Source organism: Paenibacillus oceani, assembly GCF_014705615.1.
GTDB classification, from domain to species: Bacteria; Bacillota; Bacilli; order Paenibacillales; family NBRC-103111; genus Paenibacillus_AB; species Paenibacillus_AB oceani.
Window position 1 is genome coordinate 182,658 of the sequence record NZ_JACXJA010000014.1, and the last position, 25,058, is coordinate 207,715.

The window sequence follows — 25,058 nt, forward strand, 5'->3', positions numbered from 1 at the left end:
CAACCTTCCGCATCCCGGTTCCGGGTACGGAAGGTTTTTTGTTTTTTCGACAAAAATCCGCAAAGGATGCCCGGTTCCCATCGGGTCTACAAAATAGGAGGTGCTTTACTTCATGAACGATCGTAAGGTATTATTTGGATTGCACGAGTTAGAGGGGATTGGCTGGAAATCGATAAAGCTTCTGGAATCGGCCGTATCCGGAGCCTGGTCGGAATTGCGTCACATGAGCACGGAGGAGATGAAAGCGGCCGGGCTTAGGGCAACTGCAGCCGAGAACGTTTATGCGCGCCTTCGCGACGAAGCTTCGATCGACAAAAGAGCCGGGGAGTACGCGAGCCGCCGCATATCGATCGTCACGGTCCTTGATCCGCATTATCCCGCACTGCTGAGAGAAATCGCCCAGCCTCCGTGGGTGCTTTATTGCAAGGGAGATCTGAGCGTGCTTGAGCAGGCGGCGATTGCCATTGTCGGTACACGTTCTCCTACTGCGTACGGGAGAAAGGCCGCCTTTGATCTGGCCCGGGATTTGTCCGCCGCAGGCGTATGTGTAGTGAGCGGACTGGCGCGCGGGATCGACAGCTGTGCACATCGCGGAGCTTTGACGGGAGAAGGAGGGACGGCCGCTGTACTCGGATGCGGCCTGGATACGGTGTATCCCCCTGAAAACGCTTCCCTGTATGACGATGTAACGAAGAAAGGGGTTTTGTTGACGGAATATCCGCTGGGCACCCAGCTCCATCCGGGCCTGTTTCCGCAGCGCAACCGGATCATCTCCGGGTTAAGCCTCGGGACGATCGTGGTGGAGGCGGCGTCGCGAAGCGGTTCTTTGATTACGGCGGATATGGCGCTGGAGCAGTCGAGAGACGTATTTGCGGTTCCGGGACCGATCTCGTCGCCTAAAAGCGAGGGAGCTTTGGAGCTCATCCGCCAGGGGGCGAAGATGATCGCAAGCGCGGACCATGTTCTGGAAGAGTACCGGCACCTGATGAGGCGGGGGAACGAGGGCCGCAAAGAGGCTTCCGAGCCCGGTCCGTCCTTAAGCGAAGACGAGCGAAAACTGCTCGGCTGGATGACCGCCGTTCCGGTAACGTTCGACGAATTGTTGGAGCTATCCGGATTCGAATTTGGACATTTGCATTCAGTTCTGTTAAATTTAATTTTGATAAAAAGGATTACGCCCTTGCCCGGCTCGTCTTACATCGCTTTATAGTGCGAGTTCAAAAAGTCCGGTTTTCATTCCATATTCGATGACGAGTAGGCTTCCTGATCGGCCTCGTGATCGAAAGTGGACTTTTTGAACAACCTCTTATAGCGGTGGTGACGAACGGTCCGGGCATACGCATACAATGGAACAGCCACTTACGAGGGGAGGACGGCGAGCCTATGGCGGATTCGTTAGTCATTGTGGAGTCACCCGCAAAAGCAAAAACGATCGGCAAATATTTGGGAAGCAAGTTTATCGTGAAAGCGTCCATGGGCCATATCCGGGACCTTCCAAAAAGTCAGATCGGCGTCGAAGTTGAAAACAAGTTCGAACCGAAATATATAACGATCCGGGGCAAAGGCTCCGTTCTGAAAGAATTGAAAGATGCAAGCCGCAAAGTGAAAAACATCTATCTAGCGGCTGACCCCGATCGCGAGGGGGAGGCGATCGCCTGGCACTTGGCGCATTACCTCGAACTGAGCGAGAAGGAGCCTTGTCGTGTTGTTTTTAATGAGATAACGAAACAAGCGGTGAAGGATGCATTCAAGCAGCCGCGGCCTATCGATATGGATTTGGTGAACGCTCAACAGGCGCGCCGTATTTTGGACCGCCTTGTGGGCTACAAAATCAGCCCTCTGCTGTGGAAAAAGGTAAAGAAGGGACTTTCGGCCGGCCGCGTGCAGTCCGTCGCCGTAAAGCTTATTATCGACCGCGAGAACGAGATCAAGCTTTTCGTTCCGGAAGAGTATTGGTCGATCACGGCGATGCTGGATGTGAACGGTTCGGCGTTCGAGGCGAAATTTTACGGAATCGGCGGAGAGAAGAAAGAACTGAACCGCGAAGCCGAAGTCCAGGACATCCTGAAACGGATTGAACAGGAGACGTTCACGGTCAACGAAGTGAAGGAGAAGGAGCGTCAGCGCAATCCCGCGCCGCCGTTCATTACGAGCTCCTTGCAGCAGGAGGCGGCCCGCAAGCTGAATTTCCGGGCGGCCAAAACGATGCAGGTGGCGCAGCAGCTGTACGAGGGCGTCGATATCGGCAAAGAGGGCACGGTCGGTTTGATCACGTACATGCGTACCGACTCGACCCGGATTTCGCCAGTTGCGCAGGAAGAAGCCAAAGAATATATACAGCAAGCCTACGGAGCGGATTATTACCCGGAAACGCCGCGTGTTTATTTAAAAAAGGGAGCCAACGCCCAAGACGCTCACGAAGCGATTCGGCCTACGTCCGTAGCCAAAACGCCGGAAGAAATGAAGGGGTATTTGAGCCGAGATCAGTTTCGTCTTTACAAGCTGGTATGGGAACGCTTCGTCGCCAGCCAGATGGCTTCGGCCGTGTTGGATACGATGACCGTCGACATAAAGGCAGGCGATGTGACGTTCCGCGCCGCCGGCTCCAAAGTGAAGTTTCCCGGCTTCATGAAAGTGTACGTGGAGGGCAACGACGACGGCAGTACGAACGAGGACGACAAGTTTTTGCCGCCGCTACAACCGGACGACAAGCTGGGCAACCAAGGTATCGAGCCGAAGCAGCATTTTACCCAGCCGCCTCCCCGTTACTCGGAAGCTCGACTGGTCCGGGCGCTGGAGGAGATGGGAATCGGAAGACCGAGCACGTACGCGCCGACGCTGGAGACGATTCAGAAGCGCGGTTACGTCGCGATGGAGGAGAAACGGTTCGTCCCGACGGAGCTCGGCGATCTGGTCATCCAGTTGATGGCGGAATTTTTCCCGGAAATTTTAAACGTCGAATTCACCGCCCATATGGAGGAAGAACTCGATTTTGTCGAAGAAGGCAAGGTCGACTGGGTCAAGGTGCTGGACGAATTTTACGTCACGTTCGAGAAGCGGCTTGAAGTAGCCGAGGAAGAAATGAAGGAAGTCGAGATTCAGGACGAAGTAACCGACATCTTGTGTGAGAAGTGCGGCCGCAACATGGTCATCAAGATGGGCAGATTCGGCAAGTTTCTGGCTTGTTCCGGTTTTCCGGACTGCCGGAACGCGAAGCCGATCGTCAAAGAGGTTGGCGTTACTTGCCCGAAATGCAAAGAAGGCAACGTCGTCGAACGGCGAAGCAAAAAAGGGCGCATCTTCTACGGCTGCGATCAGTACCCGGGCTGCGATTACGTCTCCTGGGATAAACCGTCCGGCAAGCCGTGCCCGAACTGCAGCACCATGCTGGTTGAGAAGTACGCCAAATCCGGCTCCCACCTTCAATGTCCGGATTGCGGATACAAGGAAGAGATGCAGCAAACGGACGGCGACGGCGATACCGACGCGGATTGATGGAATCCCGAGCTCTGCTGTCATGATGCGGCAGAGCTTGGACAGGTAAAGCGCGGATCGTGATAACAGGAGGAGCTTACCATTGACTAACGCTAGCAAAGTAACGGTGATCGGCGCCGGCCTGGCCGGCAGCGAGGCAGCCTGGCAGATTGCCAGCCAGGGCGTTCCGGTCGTGTTGTACGAGATGCGGCCGGTCCGCAAAACACCTGCCCACATCACGGATCAATTCGCTGAACTGGTATGCAGCAATTCGTTGCGGGCCAACGGACTGACGAATGCGGTAGGGGTATTAAAAGAAGAAATGCGCCGGATGAACTCCCTTATCATGAGCTGTGCCGACAAACATGCGGTTCCGGCCGGAGGCGCGCTTGCGGTTGACCGCGACGGCTTCTCGGGAGAGGTGACTATGGCGCTGCGGAATCATCCGCTGATCGAAGTCCGCAACGAGGAGCTGCCGGCGCTGCCGGAAGGGATTACGGTGGTGGCGACCGGTCCGCTGACGTCCCCGTCCTTGTCGGACGAGCTGAAGCGGCTCACAGGCGAAGAATATTTGTATTTCTACGATGCGGCCGCCCCGATTGTGGACAAAGATTCGATCGATATGAGCAAAGTGTATTTGGCTTCCCGTTACGACAAAGGGGAGGCCGCTTATTTGAATTGCCCGATGACGGAGGAGCAGTTCGACGCCTTCCATGAAGCTCTGATCAGTGCCGAGACGGCGCCTATGAAAGAGTTCGAGAAAGAGATTTACTTCGAAGGCTGCATGCCGATCGAGGTGATGGCCAGACGCGGCAAGCAAACGGCGCTGTTCGGCCCGATGAAGCCGGTCGGACTGGTTAATCCGCATACCGGCAAACTGCCGTACGCCGTCGTTCAACTGCGCCAGGATAACGCCGCAGGAACGTTATACAATCTCGTCGGCTTCCAGACCCATCTGAAGTGGGGGGAGCAGAAGCGGGTGTTCTCGCTTATCCCCGGTCTGGAAAACGCGGAATTCGTCCGCTATGGCGTCATGCATCGTAATACGTTTATCAGCTCGCCCAAGCTGCTTCATCCGACGTACCAGTTTAAAGGCCGTCACGATCTGTTCTTCGCCGGGCAGATGACCGGAGTCGAAGGATACGTGGAGTCTGCGGCTTCGGGGATGATTGCCGGGATCAACGCAGGGAGGATGGCGCTCGGACAAGAATGCGTCGTAGTGCCGCCGGAAACGACCCTTGGCAGTATGGCGCATTACATTACGACTACCGACCCGAAACATTTTCAGCCGATGAACGCCAATTTCGGTCTGCTTCCTCCGCTTGGAGAGAAAATTCGCGACAAAAAACGTAAAAATGAGCTGCTTGTCGAACGTGCGCTGCAAACAATTCAGAATTTTTCATATAATGTACACAATTTGACTTGTATGTAAAAGCTCCGCTATGGTACGATGAACATGTTTTCATAAGTGAAACCCATTTTCGGAGCTGCAAGCTCGTTTCGATTCAGACGACAACCTTTTAGCAAAATACGGGAAACAGCAGCAGATCGAACATTTGGTGCTGTTTCCTGCCGTTTATACGGGTTCCGACGTTTCCGGCAAATGGAAATACCGGCTGAAGCCGTTTATGGACCTGAACGTACATAGCAGCGGTATAGCGGTATACAGGTTAGCACAGATAAGGGGGGATCACGGTGGGTGACTTTCACGCGACTACGATATTTGCCATCAGGCATGAAGGTAAAGGCGCCATAGCGGGAGACGGACAAGTGACGTTCGGGAACAGCATGGTGATGAAGTCGAAAGCCAAAAAAGTAAGGCGCTTGTACCGGGGCAAAGTAATAGCCGGATTCGCAGGCTCCGTGGCGGACGCGGTGACGTTGTTCGAGAAATTCGAGGCGAAGCTAGAGGAACACCAGGGCAATTTGCTTCGCGCGGCCGTCGAGCTGGCCAAAGACTGGCGCTCCGACCGGGTGCTTCGCAGGCTGGAGGCGATGATGATCGTCATGGATTCGCAAAGCCTGCTGCTTATTTCCGGGAATGGCGAGATTATCGAGCCGGACGACGGTATTCTTGCGATCGGTTCCGGGGGGAGCTTCGCGCTGGCCGCCGGACGCGCCTTGAAACAGTACGCCCCGCATCTGGCCGCTAACGAGATCGCCAAGGCATCGCTGGAAACGGCTGCCGACATCTGCGTATTTACAAACCGGAACATTATTGTGGAAGAAATATAATCGCGCTATAACCGGGAGGGACTTCCATGAACAATCGCGCTCTGACGCCCAGACAAATCGTATCGGAGCTTGATAAGTATATCGTCGGACAAAAGCAAGCCAAAAAATCGGTGGCGATCGCACTGCGCAACCGGTACCGCCGAAGTCTGCTCAGCGAATCGATGCGGGACGAGATTGTCCCGAAAAACATTTTGATGATTGGTCCGACCGGTGTCGGCAAAACGGAAATCGCCAGACGTCTGGCCAAGCTGGTCGGCGCGCCGTTCGTCAAGGTGGAAGCGACCAAGTTCACCGAAGTCGGATACGTCGGCCGCGACGTGGAATCGATGGTCCGCGATCTCGTGGAAACGTCGATCCGCATGGTCAAGGCGGAGAGAACGGAAACCGTGAAAGATAAAGCGGAACAGCTTGCCAACGAACGGATCGTGGCGATTCTCGTACCGTCCTCAACTCCTCCGAAGTCGCAGCGCAATCCGCTGGAGATGCTGTTCGGCGGTTCCCAGCAGCAGCCGGCTGCCGAGAAGGAAGAGACTGATCACAATATCATCCAGCGCCGTCAGGAAGCGAAGGAGAAGCTGGGCCGCGGAGAGCTGGAGGAGCAGATGATCGAGATCGAGGTGGAGGATGCCGCGCCGTCGATGCTGGATATGTTTGCGGGGCAAGGCAACGAGCAGATGGGAATGAACATGCAGGAAATGTTCGGAAACCTGATGCCGAAACGGACGAAAAAGCGCAAGCTGCCGATCAAGGAAGCCCGTCAGGCGCTGATTCAGGAAGAAGCGCAAAAGCTGATCGACATGGACGAAGTGGTGCAGGAGTCGGTCAAGCGAGCGGAACAGACCGGCATTATTTTTATCGACGAGATCGATAAAATCGCCAGCTCCGGCCGGGGGGGCGGCCCCGACGTGTCCCGCGAGGGCGTGCAGCGCGATATTTTACCTATCGTAGAAGGTTCGACGATCATGACCAAGTACGGACCTGTGAAAACCGATTACGTGCTGTTTATCGCCGCAGGCGCGTTCCATATCGCCAAGCCGTCCGATCTGATCCCCGAGCTTCAGGGACGGTTCCCGATCCGCGTCGAGCTGACGAATTTGACCCAGGACGATTTCGTTCTTATTTTGAAAGAACCGCAAAATGCGCTGACCAAGCAATATACGGCGCTGCTTGAAACCGAAGGCATTCGTGTCGAATTTTCGGACGAAGCGATCGCGGAGCTTGCCAAAATCGCGGCGGAAGTCAACCAGAATACAGACAACATCGGAGCGCGAAGACTTCATACGATTTTGGAGAAGCTGCTTGAGGATCTGTCGTTCGAAGCGCCGGACATCACGCTTGACCATATCGAAATTACGCCCGAGTACGTGCGAGAGAAAGTGGCTGGAATCGCGCAGAACCGCGACCTGAGCCAATACATTTTGTAGGGCGCATGTTCTGCAATACACCGGGAGGCTTATGCTATGAGTTTATTGAGCAAGACAAGAAGTTTGAACCGATTGCTGCAGAAGGCTGCCGGTAATGCCGTCAGCTTTATGGAGATGTCGGAAGTGCTGCGGGATCTGATTGCAGCGAGCGTATACGTCATCAGCCGAAAAGGCAAAATACTCGGATACGCGACGACCGGCGAGCCGTTGTCGGAGCCGATGCACGAGATGATCGTACTGAACCGCAGGCTGCCCGAGGAATATAACAATGTGTTGAAACGAATCGAGGAGACATCTTCGAACGGGGAGACCGACAGTCCTTATCAGATGTTTACCGAAAAAATAAATGCATTTTTCGACAATTCTCACGTAACGATCATCCCGATCATCGGAGGGGGAGACCGGCTCGGAACGGTTGTGCTGACGCGCAGCGGCAATTCCTTTATCGACGACGATTTGATTATGGCCGAATACGGCTCGACCATTGTAGGCATGGAGATATTGCGCGAGCACGCCGAAGAAATCGAGCAGGACGCGCGTACCAAGGCGGCTGTGCAAGTGGCGGTCAACTCGTTGTCGTACAGCGAGATGGAGGCCGTCGATCATATTATTGAAGAGCTGAAGGAAAAAGAGGGATTGCTCGTCGCAAGCAAAATCGCCGACAGAGTCGGAATTACCCGTTCGGTGATCGTGAACGCGCTGCGCAAGCTGGAAAGCGCGGGAGTGATCGAGACGCGTTCGCTTGGGATGAAGGGGACCTATATCAAAATATTAAATGAACAGCTTGTCCAAAGCGTAGCCAACGCCAGAGCGTAAAGCGGCCGGCAGACGCCATAAAAACAGCCCTGTCTTCCTAAAGATAGGGCTTTTTGCTTATTGTAAACTTTTCGGTATAGATAGAATATATATATGGTTCGTATGCAACAAATTTAGACAAATTCTTTATTTTTTTTAGTAAAGAAGTCGAATAAAGAAGGAATCGACAAAGGCGTGAAGAATAACATTACATAAAACTTTTCACGGGAAAGTGGGTAAAATGGAATGGCTTTTTGGGACACTCCGAGCCTAGGGCTAATGGAACGTACGTTGGACGCCGCCTCCTTTCGACAAAAAGTGATGTCCAACAATGTGGCAAATGTCGACACGCCTTATTTTAAAAGGTCCGATGTGCAGTTCGAGGAGCTTCTGGAGAAGGAATTGATAAAAAACAGTCTCCAGGGTCGAAGGACCGATCCGCGGCACATTCCGATCGGGGTTCCGGCGGCGCCAGTCGCTCCGAAAGTGGTCACTGACGAAACAACATTGATGAACAACAACCTCAACAACGTCGATATCGACTACGAAATGGCGCTGCTCGCCAAAAACCAGCTTCGTTACAACGTTATCGTAGGCCAGGTCAATTCCGATCTGAAGCACTACAGAACCGCATTGAATGGAGGAAGATGATAAGTGAAATTGACTAACGGCTTCGACATTAGCGCTTCCGCTCTAACCGCCCAGCGGTTTCGGATGGACGTCATCTCTTCGAATATGGCGAACGCGGATACGACCCGCGGCAAGCTGGTGGACGGCCGATGGGTGCCTTATCAACGCAAAATGGTGACGATGGAAGCGAAGGAGCAGGCACCCTTTTCGCAATACTTGAATCAGTCGATGCGGGATTTGACGGGCGAAGGGGTAAGAGTATCCCGGGTGTTCGATGATGAGGCCCCGTTCAAGCAGGTATATAATCCTACTCATCCGGATGCCGACGAGCGCGGTTATGTGCAGATGCCGAATGTCGATATTTTAAAAGAGATGGTCGATCTGATGTCGGCGACCCGTTCGTATGAGGCGAACGTCACGGCTCTAAATGCTACGAAAGCAATGGTCTCCAAAGCGCTGGAGATCGGGAAATAGATAATTTCATTAATCGGGGGGACGCTGCATGATCGAACAAATTGGCTTTTTACCCAAAAAACCGCTCGTTTCCTTAAGCGACAAAACAAACGGCGAAGCCGGAGCGGCTCAAATCGGCAAACAGTTCGGCTCGTTTCTGAACGATGCTATGAACAACCTGAACAAACAGCAGACAACTGTGGAGACGCTCAACGATAAATTTATCGTCGGGGAAATCGCTGATGCGCACCAGCTGACGATTGCGGCCGAGAAGTTGGCCCTTAGTCTGGAAATGACGGTCGTGATGCGCAACAAGGTTATTGAAGCTTACCAGGAGATTATGAGAACACAGATCTGATCGTACATAGATTTATGAAAGATTGCGAACTTCATAGAAGCATTCAGAAACACACCAGCAATCGCAGCAGATTCCCGGACGGGGTGACATAGTGAACGAGACACTTGTCCAATATCGAGACAAAACGACTCAGTATTGGAAGCAGCTGAGCAAAAATCAAAAGTTTATGGTGCTGGGTACCGTCGTGATTCTGATCGCGGTAATTATATTGACCTCCGTCAATTTATCAAAAACCGAATACGTCACGGCGTTCTCCAACCTGCAGCCAAACGATGCGGCGAGCATTAAAAAATATTTGGATGATTCGAAAGTACCCTATCAATTAGGCGCCGACGGTAAAACGATCGCGGTTCCGGCCAGCCAAGCAGCATCGATCAAGCTGGAGGTAGAATCGCAAGGGCTGAATAACAGCGGATCGCTCGGTTACGCGGCATTTGCCGGAAGCAATACGTTCGGGATGTCGGATAACGAATTTAACGTCAAACTGATCAATGCCGTACAAGGCGAAATTCAGCAAATGTTTAACCAGATCAACGGGGTAGCCAGCTCCAAGGTGTTGATCACGGTACCGAAGGAAACGGCGTTTATTACGACAGACCCTCAGGAATCGACCGCATCGGTCGTACTGAACATCCAGAACGGGTACCGGTTCGATCAAACCCAGATCGATACGATGTATAATCTGGTCGCCAAGACGATTCCGAAACTGAAATATGAGAATATTACTATCTCGAACCAGAACGGGGAACCGCTGCCTTATTCCAAGACGAACGGGGCGGTTGCGGGAGCGGCCGGACAAATTCAACAGCAGTTCCAGGTGAAAAATCAGTTCCAGAACGAGCTGCAAAAAAACATAATGAGTCTTCTGGGCAAAATCTACGCTCCGAATAAAGTCGTTGTCAGCGTAATCTCCACTCTTAACTTCGATCAAAAAACAAGCAAGCAAAATCTGGTTTCGCCGGTCAATACGGTAGACAACCGGGGAATCGAAATCAGCCTGCAAGAGAACAACAAGTCGGCCACCAATTCCGGAGCGGCCAACGGCGGAGTGCCGGGGACAGGTACGACGGACGTTCCGACCTACCAAGGCGGGCAAAATGCGGCCGGACAATCGCAGTCGGAAGAAACGAACCGAATCGTCAATTTCGAAGTGAACCGGATTACGAACGATATCGTATCCAGTCCGTTTGTCGTTAAAGATTTGTCGATTAGTGTCGGCATCGAACCGCCGATCAAAGATGACCCGAACTCCTTGACACAGGAAATGAGAGACAACATCCAACGGACGCTGGCAAGCATCGTATCGGCATCGCTTGCTGATAGCGGTCAGACGTATACGGCAGAGGAGATTGCCAGAAAAGTAACGCTGTTCGCCCAACCGTTCGCAGCAACGGCAGCGACCGAGCAAGCCGGTATTAATTATTGGATGTGGGGCGGAATCGGGTTGGCCGCGATGGCGCTTGCCGGAGCTGCCGGGTATATGCTCCGCCGCAGAAAGCAAAAAGAGCTGGATTATGTCGAGGAAGAATTGCCGGCACCAACGAAGGTCGAGATGCCAACGATCGATATCGAAACGGTCGGCAACGAGAACCAGGTTCGCAAGCAGCTTGAAGGTCTGGCCAAGAAAAAGCCGGAAGAGTTCGTCAATTTGCTGCGCACTTGGCTAGTAGATGATTAAGGGGGGACTTCCGTGGCGAAAGCGGTCCAGCAAGGCTTAACAGGACGACAAAAGGCTGCCATTTTATTGATTAGCCTCGGGCCGGAAGTATCCGCCCAAATCTTTAAACATTTGCGCGAAGAAGAAATTGAGCAGCTGACGCTTGAAATCGCCAATGTAAGAAAGGTGGATAGTGCGGAAAAGGAAGCGATCCTAGCCGAATTTCATCAAATCTGTCTTGTCCAGGAATACATCTCGCAGGGCGGCATTCAATATGCCAAGGAAATTCTGGAGAAAGCACTCGGCAGCTCGAAGGCGATGGACATTATTAACCGGCTGACGGCGACGCTTCAAGTACGTCCTTTCGACTTCGCCCGCAAAGCGGACCCGGCTCAAATATTGAATTTCATTCAAAACGAAAATTCGCAGACGATTGCACTTATATTATCTTATCTTCAATCGGACCAGGCGGCCATTATTCTATCTTCCCTGCCGCAGGACAAGCAGGCCGACGTCGCCAAACGGATCGCCCAGATGGACAGCACGTCGCCCGAAGTTATTAATCAAGTCGAGCGTGTGCTGGAGCAGAAGCTGTCTTCTACTGTAACTCAGGACTATACGACGGCCGGCGGCATCGAGGCAATCGTTCAGATATTAAACGGTGTAGACCGCGGTACCGAACGGACGATTCTCGATTCGCTCGAAATTCAGGACCCGGAACTTGCCGAAGAAATCAAAAAGCGGATGTTCGTATTCGAAGATATCGTCAATATCGACAACCGTTCGATCCAGCGGATCATTCGGGATATCGAGAATGCCGACCTGCAGCTTGCGCTTAAAGTCGCCAGTGAAGAAGTTCGCGAAGTCATTTTCCGGAATATGTCCAAACGGATGGCGGAAACGTTCCGCGAAGAGATGGAATATATGGGTCCTGTCCGGCTTCGCGACGTCGAAGAGGCGCAAACCCGCATCGTAGCTACGATCCGACGCCTGGAAGAAGCGGGAGAAATCATTATCGCTCGCGGCGGAGGAGACGATATCATTGTCTAACGTCATTAAGGCGACCCAGTATATCCCTATAGACGATAAAAAGTTGATACAGGTTTCACTTTCCGCGCCAATTTCCGAACCGGATCCAAGTTTAGATGCGGAATCCGCGGATGAGGGGCGCATATCGGCTGAAGAAGCGGCCGCACTCGAAGCGAAAGAGCGGATCATCCGCGATGCCGAAGCGTATGCCGACTCCGTCGTAACTGCAGCATCGGAAGAAGCGCAGAAGCTCCGCAGCGAAGCGGCAGCCGAAATCGAAAGCTGGTGGCAGCAGCGTCGTTCCGAAGATGAGCAACTGATCGCCGAGTGCCGCGAGTCGGGCCGGGACGAAGGGTACCGGGAAGGCATGGAAACGGCCGAAGCGGCGATGCGCCAGCAATACGAATTGATGCTAAGTGAAGCTCAGTCGATTATTGAGAGCGCCGTTCGGATGAAGCACCAGCTGATCCAGGAATCCGAACCTTTTCTGATTGAGCTGAGCTGCTCGATCGCCGAGAAGATTATCGGAAGGCAGTTATCGCTCGAGTCGGAATGGTCGATTGAACTGATCCGAAAAGTTCTGATGCGCCGCAGGGAGCAAGGAATCATTACGCTTTGCGTCTCGCCGGACCATTTCCAGTTCGTCCTGGATGCCAGAGAAGAACTTATGCTGGCCATCGATTCGCAGGCGGAGCTGCAAATTATTCCGGACCCGACCGTACGGGATCATGGTTGCGTCGTCCGTTCTTCGTTCGGCAGCATCGACGCCCGGATCGATACCCAACTGGACGAGATCAAAAAAGGATTACAGCATGTGGCTCACGTTGCTCTTAGTAGCGAAGGAGCTGATAAATATGAATAGCCTTCCAGATGTCGCCAAATATGTAGAGCAGCTTCGTCATATCGATCCGGTTCGCGTGAACGGGAAAGTAACCCAAGTCATCGGACTGACGGTGGAATCCGAGGGACCGGATGCCAGTGTCGGCGATGTGTGCTACATTTACCCGTACAAGTCGGCCAAGCCCCTTAAAGCCGAAGTCGTCGGCTTCCGCGACAACAAGGTGCTTCTTATGCCGCTCGGGGAATTAACTTCGATCGGTCCCGGCTGCGATGTCGTCAGCACGGGCAAACCGCTTACCGTTCAAGCGGGTCACGAGCTGCTGGGAAAAGTGCTCGACGGGTTGGGCCAGCCGCTTGATGGATCTTTTTTGCCGACCCGGATGGCGCATTATTCGACTAACAGCTCGGTTAATAACCCGCTCAAGCGACCGCGGGTTCAGGAGCCGATCAGTGTCGGCGTCCGTTGTATCGACGGGCTGCTTACTCTCGGCAAAGGTCAGCGCGTCGGCATCTTCGCAGGTTCGGGCGTCGGCAAAAGCACCTTGATGGGGATGATCGCCCGTAATACGTCCGCCGATGTGAACGTCATCGGTCTGATCGGAGAGCGCGGCCGCGAAGTTCTCGATTTTATCGAACGAGACCTCGGTCCGGAAGGGTTAGCCCGCTCGGTCGTGGTGGTGGCTACTTCCGACCAGCCGGCCCTGATCCGGATGAAAGGCGCGTTGATCGCGACCAGCATTGCCGAATACTTCAGGGACCGCGGTCTGAACGTCATGCTGATGATGGACTCCGTCACCCGTTATGCGATGGCGCTGCGCGAAGTCGGACTGGCGATCGGTGAACCGCCTGCGACCCGCGGCTACACGCCGTCGGTATTTGCCAACTTGCCCAAGCTGCTGGAGAGAGCAGGCACAGGGCCAAAAGGCTCCATCACCGCTTTCTACACCGTGCTCGTTGATGGCGACGATATGAACGAACCGATCGCGGATACGGTCCGGGGAATATTGGACGGTCATATCGTGCTGGACCGCAGTCTAGCTCATAAAGGTCATTATCCGGCGATTAACGTACTGGCCAGCGTCAGCCGCTGTATGAAGGAGATCGTGCCGGAAGAGCAGACGAATGCGGCCGACCGGTTGAAACGTTTGCTTTCCATTTACAAAGATTCGGAAGACTTAATCAATATTGGGGCGTACCAGAGAGGGTCAAATCCGGAAATTGATTTATCCTTAGACAACATCCAGTCGATATGGGATTTTCTTCAGCAAAAAACAAGTGAAAAAGTTGGATACAAAGACGCATTAAACCAATTAATCGAACATTTCGGAGGTTGAGGTCATGCGATTCCGGTATCCTTTGCAAAAGCTGGTCGATTTAAAAACGAACCAAAAAGAACAGGCCGAATGGATGCTGTCCGAAGCGATCGCCGATTTGCAGCGGGAGGAGCTTGCGCTGTCGGAGTTGAGAGCGGAGCAAGGACGGCTTGCCGCCGAATTGGAGCAGGCTTCCATTCGCAGGACGACGATCTCGCAAATGCAAATGCTGCAGTTGTACTTGCAGCACCTGGATCGGCAAATCCATTCCAAATGTGAGGATGTCGGCCGTGCGCAAGCCAACGTTTCGGAGAAACAGCAATATTTAACGGAGAAGCTAAAAGAAGAAAAAGTATGGACGAAAGCGAAAGAAAAAGCGCAATCCCAATTCACCGCCTTCGTTCTGAAAAAAGAACAGGATGAATTGGACGAGCTTGCGCTGAACCGCCGATTCCAGACGATTTGAACGTGTTACCCGATAAGCGGAAAGGAGGCTCCTCTACATGGCGAATACGGACACGGAAAAATCTTCGTACGGAGCTTTCGAACGGTTTTTGTTTTTCGCTACGCCGATTATTTTTACGATCGTCCTGCTTCTGGTTTTGTTCGCGATGTTCGATTCCAGCTTTATGAACGGCATTCTGAAGGCGGCGAACAAAGTGCCCGTTCTGGAGACGTTCATTCCGGACCCGAAAACGAAAGAGCGGATCACGCTTCCTTCGGATGCGACAGCGGGCGGATCGGCAGGGACGGCTAATGCCGCGGGGGAAGCAGCCTCGATCGAGCAGTTGAAATCCCAGCTCGCGCAAATGCAGGCCGATCTTCAGGCAGCTAACAGCCAGTCGCAGCAAAAAGACCAGACGATCCAGGATTTAAAGGCGCAGCTTGAAACGGCGGAGGAGAGGACAAAGTCGAAAACACAGACGGATGAGGAATACCGGGCGCAGATTCAACAGCTCGCCTCCATCTATGCCGGTATGATGCCCAGCAAAGCGGCTCCGATTCTCGAAGCGATGACCTTGAAGGAGCGGGCGCTCGTATTAGGCGAGATGAGGACGGCGGACCGCGGTAAAGTGCTGGAGAGGATGAATCCGGCCGTAGCCGCTGAAACGTCGATCCAGATGAAGGATGTTATTCCGGCCAAAGACGTGCAGATTGCGGCCCTTCAAGAACGGCTCGACATCAATAAGCAGGAACAGCAAAAAGCTTTGCCTTCGATTACAAAGGAGGATATCGGCCAAACCTTCTCGCAGATGGTTCCCAAAAGCGCGGCTGCGATTCTGATCGAGATGAACACAGCGAACCCGGCCAGGGTTGTCGATATATTAAAATCGATGGACAGCGCCGGAAGAGCCAAGGTGTTGGCGGCCATATCCGATTCGTCGAAGCCGACGGCGGCCGCGTTAAGCGCGAAGCTTAGCGAATAGCCGAGCGACGCGGTAGGAGCCGATGACCTTCTAAGGAAAGGAGGTGAAACTTATATGAGCATTCCTTTTAATTTGGTCACCTCAATGCCGTCAGGCGGAGCGGCCCAGAATGGCGCAATAGCCGCCAAAGCTGCAGCGGGAGCCGGTACGGGCGACGCGGGAGGCAGTACACCATTTGCAGGTACGCTCGTACAAGCTCTGCTTGGCCAGAACGGCGCTGGCGCTCCGGCGCAGTCCAACATGGTGGCCAGCGATCTGCTTGCAGGTCTGGCAGCTGTACAAGCCGCCGAAGGGGAGACAAGTCTTCCGGGTGACCTGTTGCTGCAATGGCTCGGAACGATGGACACGGATACCGCTCTGGATGGACAGGAGGAGCTGTTGGCCGGATTGTTGGCGCTTATGGAACTGGCGCAAGCGGTCATTCAACAGTGGAAGCCTAGCGAGGACGTACAGCAAACAAATGTGTTGCCGGACGATTTGGTGCAACCAGGTGACTCCTTAACTGGACAGAACGGCAAAGCGAAATCATGGATACATACTTTCGAGACACTCGTAGAACTGATGAAGCAAAATCCGGATCAGCCGGAAATCGCGCATGTCGTGCAAGCGTTCGAGCGGCTGCTCGCCCCTGTCGTCCAAGCTGCTAATGGTCAGGACCCGATGAAGGCCGGGGACATGCCGAGTTCAGCCCAGCAGTCAACCGTCGGAGCATCTTCCGCTGGTACCGTTCAGACCGTCGTACAACCTGCAATCGCGCAGCATAGCCGCTCCAGACAGACGGAAACGGCAAATGACGGCGCTGGCGTAAAATTGGCGGCTGCGGCAAACCTTCTGGTGCGCGGCGCGGAAGTAAGAAGCCGTCTGGAGGAAATCGCTGCGCGAGCAGGCGTTCAGAACCAGCTTAGCGCTATCGTATCCGGAAAAGAATCTGCTTCTGATCCGATGACGGCAGAGACGAGAATACCGGAGGAAGGCATCGACAACGGTTCGCCCGTGCAGCAGATGAATCATCTGGTGCGTCAGCCGGCCGGACACCAGCAGCCTGCCCAGCAATCGCAACCTGTAGTGCATGCGGATCGGTTTGCGGATGAGATGGCGCAAGTACTTCGAAGCATGAAAGTGTCCGGTGCCAACGGATTGTCGGAAGTTCGTCTTACGCTGATGCCGGAACACCTTGGACAAGTCGATGTTAAAGTTACGATGCAAAACGGTTATATCGTTGCCCAATTTATGGCAGATACCGCGCACGGCAAAGAAATGCTGGAAAGCCAGCTGTCGCAGCTAAGAACATTGCTGATTACGCAGGGGCTGCAGGTTGAGAGACTGGAAGTGGCGCAAACGAACCCGCAATATCCGGGCTTGTTCCAGGATTCGCGCGGACAGCAGCAGTCCCAGCAATCCGATCGCCGGGGCAAAGGAAAACCGGATGACTTCGAACAGGAGCCGGTCGATTTCTTGACTGAGCTGGAAGGCGTAACGGAACGCAAATCGCAGTCTGCAGACGGATCGTTCGACGTCACAGCATAAAAGCAGCACCAAAATGGAGGAATTCCGGGTGGCCAACGTTGGCGTATCGATGGGAACCTATTATTACAAAAATGCGGTTGAGAAACAAAAAACGGGAAGCAGCAATTTAGGACGGGACGATTTCCTTAAAATATTGGTCGCCCAAATGTCCAATCAAGACCCAACCCAGCCGCTGCAGGATAAAGAGTTTATCGCTCAGATGGCGCAATTTACTTCGGTCGAGCAGCTCACCAATATGGCCGGCGAGATGAAACTGCTGCGCCAGTCGATCGGGTTCAGCTCTTCGCTGATCGGCAAGTCGATCAGTTGGACGCACACGAATGCAAGTAAAGAGCAGGAAGTGAAATCCGGTACGGTGGAGTCGATCAAGATCAAGGACGGCAAACAGTTTGCCGTAGTCGACAGTATGGATGTCCAGCTTGAAAACATTGTCGAGATTAAAAATTAGAAGGGATTTGCCATGGCAGATCGAATAACGGTCGGACATTTATATCCGAATGCGATTCCGCCGGCAGCACCCGCTAAACGCGTTGAACCGAATACCGGACAGCTCCCAGCTGGAACGAAATCGTTTCAGGACGTGTTCCGGGACAGCCTTGTCCGCATCAGCCACCATGCCGGACTGCGCATGCAGCAGCGGGGGATTGAGCTGAAGCCGGAGCAGTTGGCTAAACTATCGTCGGCTATCGACAAGGCCGCTGCCAAAGGCGCCAAAGAATCGCTAGTGTTGATGGACAGTATGGCGATGATCGTGAACGTCAAAAGCAAAACGATCGTGACCGCCATCGATGGCGATGCGATGAGAGATAACTTGTTTACTCAGATCGACAGTGCCGTCATTTTATAATCGTAATCCGGGCTGGCCCTATCCGGAAGCCCGCGGGCCGTGGACCGCTTGAAGCGGCTCGGACAAACAACGCTATACCCACTATGGCTCCTACAGTTCTCAAGGAGGAACGAGCATGTTAAGATCCCTGTACTCTGGCGTTTCCGGGATGAGAGGCTTTCAAACGAAGCTGGACGTCATCGGAAATAACATCGCCAACGTAAACACGATCGGTTTTAAAGGCAGCCGCGCGATGTTCAAAGATATTTTAAGTCAGACGGTCGCCGGCGTTACGGCTCCGCTTGACGGCAACGGTGGAATCAACGCCAAGCAAATCGGACTCGGAGTAACGCTGGCCGCGATCGACACGCTGCATACTCCAGGTAGTGCAATGACAACGAACGTCGTAACCGACGTGCGGATCGACGGAGACGGATTTTTTGCGGTACAGGCAGGCGAAGACGGCGGCATATTCCTGACGCGTGACGGTAACTTCAAGGTGGATGCCGCAGGACAAGTAGTGACGGCGGACGGGTACCGGGTTGTAGGGGCTGATGGAGCGCCGCTGGCTGCAATCGATCCGGCTGAGACTACAGCTTTCTCTATCGATCAAAACGGCCAATTTGTCGGCGTAAACGTAGACGGTACTTCGGCGCCGATCGACGGCATGCAGCTCGCCGTTGTGAAGGTGCTTAACCCGGCGGGACTTGAGAAAATGGGTGGAAACCTGTATCGTATGACGCCAAACGCTTCGCTTGAAGATATGGTATTCTCCATTCCTAACGATCCGGAGACGGGCACCGGAGCCATCATCTCCGGTCAGTTGGAGATGTCGAACGTCGACCTGACCGGTGAGTTTACGGAAATGATCGTAGCGCAGCGCGGTTTCCAGGCCAACTCCAAGATCATAACGACGTCGGATGAAGTGCTTCAGGAAATATTAAGCCTAAAACGTTAATTTGAAACACGGGAAGGGCGTCGAAGGGGATTTTTTCTTCCCCTTTGCGCCTGACCGCGGATGAAGCAAGCAATATCTCGGGAGGGAACCTTGTGATACCTGTTACGCGGTTGAACGGCAGTAAGCTGACGATCAACGCTTTGTTGATCGAAACGATTGAAGAAACCCCGGATACGCTCATTACGCTGAGTACGGGAAAAAAATTCATCGTAACCGAAACGGTATCGGACGTGGTGAGCATGGTGAAAGCCTACATGCAACAGGCCGGATCGATCAGGGTAGCTACTAAGAATATTGTCCCGGAGGGCTCGTAGTCATGTTCAAGAACAAAATGGTGCAATGGTTAATCATGATCCTCATCGCGATCACGCTGATCGCACTCGCAAGTTTTATTTTGTGGGAATATTTGGACAAGAAGTCTCAATCCGGCGACCCGACCCAGCAAGCGGCTAACTCCGTCGAGAACGTGAAACCGAGAAAAATGTCGGCGAAGGAAGAGAAAGCGAACACAGTTGAGTTCAAAGATATTACGACCAATTTGGCCGGCAAAAATTATGTGAAAATTAACTTTGCTTTTTTGCTGGAAGATTCCAAGGCGAAAGAAGAGTTCGAACTGCTGTCGACCCGGGTGAGATCGATCATCCTGCAGACGCTGGCCGATATGACGGCTGAGCAAGCCGGAGGCTCCAAGGGACAAGATCTGATCAGCACGATGCTAATCAATAAAATCAATCCCATTTTATCTAAAGGTAAACTGGTGCGTGTCGATATTACAGACATTAACATCACGAATAATTAATCGAATGCCGCGGATAAGGGGGTGATGGAATTGGTAGACGTGCTCTCGCAGAATGAGATTGACGCCCTGCTCGCCGCACTGTCATCGGGCGAAATGGACGCCGAGGAGCTCAAAAAAGAAGAAACCCAAAAACGGGTAAAGGCATACGACTTTAAGCGTGCCGTCCGTTTTTCCAAAGATCATATTCGCAGCTTGACTCGGATACACGAAAATTTCGCGCGATACTTGACTACGTATTTCTCAGCTCAGCTTCGCACTTTCGTGCAAATTAACGTCGTCCAAGTAGAGCAGCTGCCTTACGACGAATTTATCCGTTCAATTCCGAAAATGACGATTTTAAATATATTCGAGGCCGAACCTCTCGAAGGCCGGATGGTACTGGAGGTGCATCCGAACGTCGCGTTTGCGATGCTGGACCGTCTGCTGGGAGGTCCTGGAAGCTCTCCTCCTAAAGTTAATGCGCTCACTGAAATCGAAACGATTATTATCGAGCGGATATTCAGCAGGGCGTTCGAGAGCTTGCAGGAAGCTTGGAAAACGGTTATCGATCTGGCTCCCAGACTCGAAGCGCTCGAAACGAATCCGCAGTTTATGCAAATCGTTTCGCCTAATGAAACGATCGCACTTATTTCGCTTACGACCAAAATCGGCGATACGACGGGGATGATCAATTTATGTATCCCTCATGTAGTCCTTGAACCGATCATGCCGCGATTATCCGTGCATCACCAATTTTTGGCTCAGCGCAAGAGCAGGGCTCCGGAAGAAGTGGAAGCACTTCAGGAGCGCGTGCACAAGGCGAAGCTTCCGGTTATCGCGGAGCTCGGCGAATCGGTTATTACCGTCAAAGAATTTCTGAACCTGGCTGTGGGCGACGTCATTACGCTCAACAAGCCGGTTGACGATGGACTGCACATCAAAGTAGGGGAAAAGTTAAAATTCATAGCAAGTCCTGGAACCGTAAAAGACAAACTTGCCGTTCAAGTGACGGAGATTGTCAGCGAAGGGGAAGAAGAACATGACGAGTAAAGATTATTTATCTCAGGAAGAGATCGACGCGCTGCTTCGGCAAACGAGCGAAGATTTCAGCGGCGCTTCGTCGTCAGACGGCCCACCTTCCGTTGACGATTACTTAAGCCCGATCGAGCAGGACGCTCTTGGGGAGATCGGCAACATCACGTTCGGCAGCGCGGCAACCGCACTTTCCACCCTGTTGGGGAAAAAGGTGGATATCACGACGCCGAAAGTGTCGATCATCGCCCGGGAGGAATTGGAGCGGGAGTTTCCGAGGCCGCATGTGGCGATTCACGTCAATTACGTGGACGGTTTCGACGGGATCAACTTGCTGGTCATTAAGACGAAAGACGCGCAAGTGATCGCCGATCTGATGATGGGGGGAACCGGCAACGTTGCGGAGGACTCGGAGCTGTCGGATATTCATATCAGCGCCGTTCAGGAAGCGATGAACCAAATGATGGGCTCATCCGCCACCTCGATGTCCACGATCTTCAATCGGTTTGTCAATATATCTCCGCCGGGCATCAACATTTTGGATTTGCCGAACGGGGAAGGAAAAGACCAGCTCCCTCGCGAGGAAGTGTTCGTCAAAATCTCGTTCCGCCTGATTATTGGGGATTTGATCGACTCTACCTTGATGCAGCTGCTCGCTGTTTCCTTTTCCAAAGAAATGGTCAACATTCTGCTCGGCGGAACTGATGTTCAGCCTGAGCCGGCACCGGTCTCGCCGCCAGCCCCGGCCCAGGAGCCGCAGCAGCATTATGAACAGCCGCCGATGAGGCAGGAGCCGGACCCGATGGCAGGGTACAATCACGCGCCGATGGCTCCGCAGATGCCGATGCCGCAGTACGATCCCTACGGTCAGCCTCCGATGATGCATCAGCAGCCGCCGATGGGCCAGCCTTATCAACAGCCTTACCAGCAGCCGATGTATCAGCAGCCGATGTACCCGCCGCAGCAACCGCCGATACCGCAAAACTATGGCGGAATTCCGGGACGCAGCGTTAACGTGGCACCGGCGCAGTTCGGCAATTTGACGGGCGCCTCGATGCAGCCGGACGATTCGAATTTAAACTTGCTGCTCGATATTCCGCTAAAGGTTACAGTCGAGCTCGGCCGGACCAAGAAACTGATCAAAGATATTTTGGAATTTTCTCAAGGTTCGATTATCGAGCTGGATAAACTGGCCGGCGAACCGGTTGATATTTTGGTTAACAACAAGCTGATCGCCAAAGGCGAGGTCGTGGTTATCGATGAGAATTTCGGTGTGCGGGTGACCGACATCATAAGTCAGATGGACCGCATTCAAAAATTACAATAATCCCGGGAGGATTGACTACTCAATGGCTAACAAAATTTTGATCGTAGACGATGCAGCATTCATGCGGATGATGATAAAGGATATTCTCAGCAAGAACGGATATGAGGTTGTCGGGGAAGCGCAAGACGGCTCCGTCGCAGTTGAAAAATACAAAGAATTGAAGCCGGATCTCGTCACGATGGATATTACGATGCCGGAGATGGACGGAATCGCCGCACTCAAAGAAATCAAAAAGTTCGACGCCAACGCCAAAGTGATTATGTGCTCGGCTATGGGCCAACAGGCGATGGTTATCGACGCGATTCAAGCAGGCGCCAAAGATTTTATCGTAAAGCCTTTCCAGGCGGACCGTGTTATTGAAGCAATCAAGAAAACGTTAGGATAATGGCTGGGGCAGCGGGGGGACGATTGAAGTTGCAAAGCATCTATAGGCATCTTGCCGCTTTGGCCGTCCTGACCATTCCGGTATTGGGGTACGCCGTGCCGTCTGCAAACGCGGAAGACCGATCGGGCCCGGACAGTTTTCCGGGCGTGACGAACACTGGCGGAGTTCAGGCGGATTCGGGCGCGGTTTTTCTAATGATGGTGAAAGTGCTGTTTTTCCTTATTCTTATTATCGGATTTTTCTTGCTGATTATTAAGTTTTTATCCAAAAAAAAATTAAGCTGGATGCAGGGGCGGGCGGTGAAGTCGCTCGGCGGAGTTCCTTTGGGACCGAACAAGTCCGTGCAGATTGTTGAAATCGGCAGGTCCATTTATGTTGTCGGGGTAGGGGGCGACGTCAATCTGATTCAGAGAATCGACGACCCGGAGGAAGTCGCAATCATTACGGCTTCCCTCACTTCCGATTCGACCGGAAGCGGGCAAGGCATGCAAAAGCTGGGCGAGCTGATTGGCGGATGGACCAAGCGGAAGAAGGAACCTGCCCGGGAAGACGAAATGACCGCTTCGTTCCAGGATGTGTTCCAGTCGAAAATGAAAAATATGTCGGGGCGGAAAAAGATGATTGAAGATTTGCTTAGCCAAAACGACAAGCCGGACGGGAAGGCGGACTCATGAAACGATCCTTCGTTCTTCTGGGGGCGATGATCGTCCTGCTGCTGGTCTGGTCGCCCGCTCCAGCCTACGCCGCCCTCCCGATTCCAGGCATCAACCTGGAGATTGGCAACGGGGAAGGCCCGGCGGGCACGGCTAATACGGTAACTCTCATTTTGCTCGTCACGATATTGAGCCTAGCTCCTTCGATTCTGGTGCTCATGACAAGCTTCACCCGTATCGTCATCGTTCTTAGCTTCGTCAGGACGGCGCTAGGCACGCAGCAGATGCCTCCGAACCAGGTGCTGATCGGCATCGCCTTGTTTCTCACCTTGTTCGTCATGTCGCCTACGATTGGCACGATGAACGAGACGGCGATCCAGCCGTTCCTGAGGGGTGAGATTCAGCAGGCCGAAGCGCTGGACAAAGCGGTGCTGCCGCTCAAAAAGTTCATGATGGCGCAGACGCGCGAAAAAGATTTAATGCTGTTTCTGAACTACTCGAAGGCGGAAAAGCCTACAGGGGTGGAGGATACTCCGCTGACTGCGCTTTTGCCGGCTTTCGCCATCAGTGAGCTGAAAACGGCTTTTCAGATGGGTTTTATGATCTTTATTCCGTTTCTCGTCATCGATATGATCGTGGCCAGTACTCTCATGTCGATGGGGATGATGATGCTTCCCCCGATTATGATATCGCTGCCGTTCAAAATTTTGTTGTTCGTTCTTGTGGACGGCTGGTATTTGGTCGTCAAGTCGCTGCTGCTTAGTTTTCATCCGCCTGTCTGAAACGGCTAAGCGAACATTGCGGCGACACCAATCGGATAGGAAAGGAAGCGAAGTACGGTGAGTTCCGAGTTCGTCATACGTTTAGCCGGAGAAGCCGTGTACACCGTGCTGAAGGCCAGTGCTCCGATGTTGGTTTTGGCGCTGGTCGTCGGTCTCATCGTCAGTGTCTTCCAGGCGGCAACGCAAATTCAGGAACAGACCCTTGCATTCGTTCCGAAAATTGTGATCGTCCTGCTGTCCGTTCTCGTGTTCGGACCGTGGATTTTACAAACACTGATCGACTACACGTACAATTTGCTGGACAACTTGTACAAGTTTATAGGGTAAGGCGATTTTATGGAAGCATGGATTCCGTTTCTGCCCAACTGGCTGCTTATATTTTGCAGGATTACCGCTTTTCTGCTCGCATCGCCCGTATTCTCCACCCGCGGCGTTCCCGCCCAATGGAAGATCGGCTTGGCGGCGCTAATCGCATTTCTGACGTTTGCCTCTGTCGGACTGAAGGAACCGGCAGACATTGACGGATTGTTCGTCGTATCGATCATTCGGGAAGTGCTGGTCGGACTGCTTCTCGGTTTCACCGCTTATTTGTTTTTTACGGTCGTGCAGATCGCTGGAGCGTTCATCGATATTCAGATGGGGCTTGGCATCGCCAACGTAATCGATCCCATGACCGGCGCGCAAAGCCCGATTATCGGCAATTTTAAGTTTATTATCTCGATCCTTCTCTTTTTGTCTTTTAATGGTCACCATTACTTGTTCGACGGCATTATCAAAAGCTATCAATGGATTCCGCTTACGAACGAACTGTTCGCCCGCATTCAGCAGGGAGCGGTTCACGAATTTCTGCTTCGCTCGTTCTCCGACGTTTTCGGACTTGCTTTGCAAATGTCAGCGCCGCTCGTAGTCGCATTGTTTCTGACGGACGTGGGACTCGGGATTTTGTCCAAGACGGCGCCGCAGTTCAACATCTTCGTCGTAGGCGTGCCGATCAAAATCATTGCCGGTTTTTTGCTGCTGATTCTTGTATTGCCCGGATTTATATTTTTGTTTCAGGATTTATTCGGCATGCTGTTCCGGGCGCTCGAACAGCTCGTGAACGTAATCGGCACTGCGCCGGAACCATCTTAGCTTAGCACTGGGGGAAAATGACGA

General features: G+C 53.0%; 28 protein-coding genes. All 28 read left to right on the forward strand.

Annotated features, from left to right (window positions below; all coding sequences use genetic code 11):
* Positions 1-112 precede the first annotated feature (112 nt).
* Entirely contained in the window at positions 113-1,210 is a 1,098-nt protein-coding gene (dprA, locus tag IDH45_RS12180; RefSeq protein ID WP_190927891.1) for a DNA-processing protein DprA, read from the forward strand.
* 173 nt (positions 1,211-1,383) lie between these two features.
* Positions 1,384-3,495: a type I DNA topoisomerase gene (gene topA, locus IDH45_RS12185; protein ID WP_190927893.1), complete on the forward strand. Its 2,112-nt coding sequence runs from the start codon at positions 1,384-1,386 to the stop codon at positions 3,493-3,495.
* 82 nt (positions 3,496-3,577) lie between these two features.
* Positions 3,578-4,906, forward strand: coding sequence for an FADH(2)-oxidizing methylenetetrahydrofolate--tRNA-(uracil(54)-C(5))-methyltransferase TrmFO (gene trmFO, locus IDH45_RS12190; RefSeq protein ID WP_190927894.1), 1,329 nt, complete (start codon positions 3,578-3,580; stop codon positions 4,904-4,906).
* A gap of 263 nt (positions 4,907-5,169) precedes the next feature.
* The gene (hslV, locus tag IDH45_RS12195) at positions 5,170-5,709 is read left to right on the forward strand and encodes an ATP-dependent protease subunit HslV (RefSeq protein ID WP_190927896.1); all 540 of its coding nucleotides are present in this window, start codon (positions 5,170-5,172) and stop codon (positions 5,707-5,709) included.
* A 26-nt stretch (positions 5,710-5,735) separates the two neighbouring features.
* On the forward strand, positions 5,736-7,133 hold the full coding sequence (gene hslU / locus IDH45_RS12200; RefSeq protein ID WP_190927898.1) for an ATP-dependent protease ATPase subunit HslU: 1,398 nt from the start codon (positions 5,736-5,738) through the stop codon (positions 7,131-7,133).
* 36 nt (positions 7,134-7,169) lie between these two features.
* Entirely contained in the window at positions 7,170-7,949 is a 780-nt protein-coding gene (gene codY / locus IDH45_RS12205; RefSeq protein ID WP_190927900.1) for a GTP-sensing pleiotropic transcriptional regulator CodY, read from the forward strand.
* Positions 7,950-8,174: 225 nt separating this feature from the next.
* Positions 8,175-8,579 (forward strand): flagellar basal body rod protein FlgB, encoded by a 405-nt coding sequence (gene flgB, locus IDH45_RS12210; RefSeq protein WP_190927902.1) that lies wholly within the window; start codon positions 8,175-8,177, stop codon positions 8,577-8,579.
* A gap of 3 nt (positions 8,580-8,582) precedes the next feature.
* The gene (flgC, locus tag IDH45_RS12215; RefSeq protein ID WP_190927904.1) at positions 8,583-9,032 is read left to right on the forward strand and encodes a flagellar basal body rod protein FlgC; all 450 of its coding nucleotides are present in this window, start codon (positions 8,583-8,585) and stop codon (positions 9,030-9,032) included.
* A 28-nt stretch (positions 9,033-9,060) separates the two neighbouring features.
* A complete protein-coding gene (fliE, locus tag IDH45_RS12220) occupies positions 9,061-9,369 on the forward strand; it encodes a flagellar hook-basal body complex protein FliE (RefSeq protein WP_190927906.1) in 309 nt (102 codons plus the stop codon).
* A gap of 91 nt (positions 9,370-9,460) precedes the next feature.
* The gene (gene fliF / locus IDH45_RS12225) at positions 9,461-11,047 is read left to right on the forward strand and encodes a flagellar basal-body MS-ring/collar protein FliF (RefSeq protein WP_190927908.1); all 1,587 of its coding nucleotides are present in this window, start codon (positions 9,461-9,463) and stop codon (positions 11,045-11,047) included.
* Between the two features lie 12 nt (positions 11,048-11,059).
* Complete coding sequence (gene fliG / locus IDH45_RS12230; RefSeq protein ID WP_190927910.1) at positions 11,060-12,076, forward strand: flagellar motor switch protein FliG; 1,017 nt, start codon at positions 11,060-11,062, stop codon at positions 12,074-12,076.
* Entirely contained in the window at positions 12,069-12,917 is an 849-nt protein-coding gene (locus tag IDH45_RS12235; protein ID WP_190927912.1) for a FliH/SctL family protein, read from the forward strand. Before fliG ends, IDH45_RS12235 begins: the two co-directional genes overlap by 8 nt.
* Entirely contained in the window at positions 12,910-14,229 is a 1,320-nt protein-coding gene (gene fliI, locus IDH45_RS12240) for a flagellar protein export ATPase FliI (protein ID WP_190927913.1), read from the forward strand. Before IDH45_RS12235 ends, fliI begins: the two co-directional genes overlap by 8 nt.
* A 4-nt stretch (positions 14,230-14,233) precedes the next feature.
* The gene (gene fliJ / locus IDH45_RS12245; RefSeq protein ID WP_190927915.1) at positions 14,234-14,674 is read left to right on the forward strand and encodes a flagellar export protein FliJ; all 441 of its coding nucleotides are present in this window, start codon (positions 14,234-14,236) and stop codon (positions 14,672-14,674) included.
* 37 nt (positions 14,675-14,711) lie between these two features.
* Positions 14,712-15,635, forward strand: a complete 924-nt coding sequence (locus tag IDH45_RS12250) for a MotE family protein (RefSeq protein ID WP_190927917.1) — start codon at positions 14,712-14,714, stop codon at positions 15,633-15,635.
* A gap of 54 nt (positions 15,636-15,689) precedes the next feature.
* The gene (locus IDH45_RS12255; RefSeq protein WP_190927919.1) at positions 15,690-17,162 is read left to right on the forward strand and encodes a flagellar hook-length control protein FliK; all 1,473 of its coding nucleotides are present in this window, start codon (positions 15,690-15,692) and stop codon (positions 17,160-17,162) included.
* A gap of 28 nt (positions 17,163-17,190) precedes the next feature.
* Positions 17,191-17,610, forward strand: coding sequence for a flagellar hook capping FlgD N-terminal domain-containing protein (locus tag IDH45_RS12260; RefSeq protein ID WP_317891195.1), 420 nt, complete (start codon positions 17,191-17,193; stop codon positions 17,608-17,610).
* A gap of 12 nt (positions 17,611-17,622) precedes the next feature.
* Positions 17,623-18,009, forward strand: a complete 387-nt coding sequence (locus IDH45_RS12265) for a TIGR02530 family flagellar biosynthesis protein (RefSeq protein ID WP_190927923.1) — start codon at positions 17,623-17,625, stop codon at positions 18,007-18,009.
* A 115-nt stretch (positions 18,010-18,124) separates the two neighbouring features.
* Positions 18,125-18,946, forward strand: a complete 822-nt coding sequence (locus IDH45_RS12270) for a flagellar hook-basal body complex protein (RefSeq protein ID WP_190927925.1) — start codon at positions 18,125-18,127, stop codon at positions 18,944-18,946.
* Positions 18,947-19,038: 92 nt separating this feature from the next.
* The gene (locus IDH45_RS12275; RefSeq protein WP_190927927.1) at positions 19,039-19,260 is read left to right on the forward strand and encodes a flagellar FlbD family protein; all 222 of its coding nucleotides are present in this window, start codon (positions 19,039-19,041) and stop codon (positions 19,258-19,260) included.
* A 2-nt stretch (positions 19,261-19,262) separates the two neighbouring features.
* Positions 19,263-19,745, forward strand: a complete 483-nt coding sequence (locus IDH45_RS12280) for a flagellar basal body-associated FliL family protein (protein ID WP_223836583.1) — start codon at positions 19,263-19,265, stop codon at positions 19,743-19,745.
* A gap of 30 nt (positions 19,746-19,775) precedes the next feature.
* Positions 19,776-20,774, forward strand: coding sequence for a flagellar motor switch protein FliM (gene fliM / locus IDH45_RS12285; RefSeq protein ID WP_190928027.1), 999 nt, complete (start codon positions 19,776-19,778; stop codon positions 20,772-20,774).
* On the forward strand, positions 20,764-22,083 hold the full coding sequence (fliY, locus tag IDH45_RS12290) for a flagellar motor switch phosphatase FliY (protein ID WP_190927929.1): 1,320 nt from the start codon (positions 20,764-20,766) through the stop codon (positions 22,081-22,083). Before fliM ends, fliY begins: the two co-directional genes overlap by 11 nt.
* A 22-nt stretch (positions 22,084-22,105) precedes the next feature.
* On the forward strand, positions 22,106-22,468 hold the full coding sequence (locus IDH45_RS12295) for a response regulator (protein ID WP_190927931.1): 363 nt from the start codon (positions 22,106-22,108) through the stop codon (positions 22,466-22,468).
* Between the two features lie 29 nt (positions 22,469-22,497).
* Positions 22,498-23,142 (forward strand): flagellar biosynthetic protein FliO, encoded by a 645-nt coding sequence (locus IDH45_RS12300; RefSeq protein WP_190927933.1) that lies wholly within the window; start codon positions 22,498-22,500, stop codon positions 23,140-23,142.
* 26 nt (positions 23,143-23,168) lie between these two features.
* Entirely contained in the window at positions 23,169-23,903 is a 735-nt protein-coding gene (gene fliP, locus IDH45_RS12305; RefSeq protein ID WP_379211607.1) for a flagellar type III secretion system pore protein FliP, read from the forward strand.
* 57 nt (positions 23,904-23,960) lie between these two features.
* The gene (gene fliQ, locus IDH45_RS12310) at positions 23,961-24,230 is read left to right on the forward strand and encodes a flagellar biosynthesis protein FliQ (protein WP_190927936.1); all 270 of its coding nucleotides are present in this window, start codon (positions 23,961-23,963) and stop codon (positions 24,228-24,230) included.
* 9 nt (positions 24,231-24,239) lie between these two features.
* Positions 24,240-25,034 carry a flagellar biosynthetic protein FliR gene (gene fliR / locus IDH45_RS12315; RefSeq protein WP_190927938.1) on the forward strand — a complete coding sequence of 265 codons (795 nt, stop codon included), beginning with the start codon at positions 24,240-24,242 and terminating at the stop codon, positions 25,032-25,034.
* Positions 25,035-25,058 lie beyond the last annotated feature (24 nt).

Excerpts from the sequence above, each read along its gene's own strand:
- dprA (WP_190927891.1), top strand. The coding sequence starts at position 113 with ATGAACGATCGTAAGGTATTATTTGGATTGCACGAGTTAGAGGGGATT.
- topA (WP_190927893.1), top strand. The coding sequence starts at position 1,384 with ATGGCGGATTCGTTAGTCATTGTGGAGTCACCCGCAAAAGCAAAAACG.
- hslU (WP_190927898.1), top strand. The coding sequence starts at position 5,736 with ATGAACAATCGCGCTCTGACGCCCAGACAAATCGTATCGGAGCTTGAT.
- codY (WP_190927900.1), top strand. The coding sequence starts at position 7,170 with ATGAGTTTATTGAGCAAGACAAGAAGTTTGAACCGATTGCTGCAGAAG.
- flgB (WP_190927902.1), top strand. The coding sequence starts at position 8,175 with ATGGCTTTTTGGGACACTCCGAGCCTAGGGCTAATGGAACGTACGTTG.
- fliE (WP_190927906.1), top strand. The coding sequence starts at position 9,061 with ATGATCGAACAAATTGGCTTTTTACCCAAAAAACCGCTCGTTTCCTTA.
- fliI (WP_190927913.1), top strand. The coding sequence starts at position 12,910 with ATGAATAGCCTTCCAGATGTCGCCAAATATGTAGAGCAGCTTCGTCAT.
- fliJ (WP_190927915.1), top strand. The coding sequence starts at position 14,234 with ATGCGATTCCGGTATCCTTTGCAAAAGCTGGTCGATTTAAAAACGAAC.
- IDH45_RS12250 (WP_190927917.1), top strand. The coding sequence starts at position 14,712 with ATGGCGAATACGGACACGGAAAAATCTTCGTACGGAGCTTTCGAACGG.
- IDH45_RS12255 (WP_190927919.1), top strand. The coding sequence starts at position 15,690 with ATGAGCATTCCTTTTAATTTGGTCACCTCAATGCCGTCAGGCGGAGCG.
- IDH45_RS12265 (WP_190927923.1), top strand. The coding sequence starts at position 17,623 with ATGGCAGATCGAATAACGGTCGGACATTTATATCCGAATGCGATTCCG.
- IDH45_RS12270 (WP_190927925.1), top strand. The coding sequence starts at position 18,125 with ATGTTAAGATCCCTGTACTCTGGCGTTTCCGGGATGAGAGGCTTTCAA.
- IDH45_RS12280 (WP_223836583.1), top strand. The coding sequence starts at position 19,263 with ATGTTCAAGAACAAAATGGTGCAATGGTTAATCATGATCCTCATCGCG.
- fliY (WP_190927929.1), top strand. The coding sequence starts at position 20,764 with ATGACGAGTAAAGATTATTTATCTCAGGAAGAGATCGACGCGCTGCTT.
- IDH45_RS12295 (WP_190927931.1), top strand. The coding sequence starts at position 22,106 with ATGGCTAACAAAATTTTGATCGTAGACGATGCAGCATTCATGCGGATG.
- fliP (WP_379211607.1), top strand. The coding sequence starts at position 23,169 with ATGATCGTCCTGCTGCTGGTCTGGTCGCCCGCTCCAGCCTACGCCGCC.
- fliR (WP_190927938.1), top strand. The coding sequence starts at position 24,240 with ATGGAAGCATGGATTCCGTTTCTGCCCAACTGGCTGCTTATATTTTGC.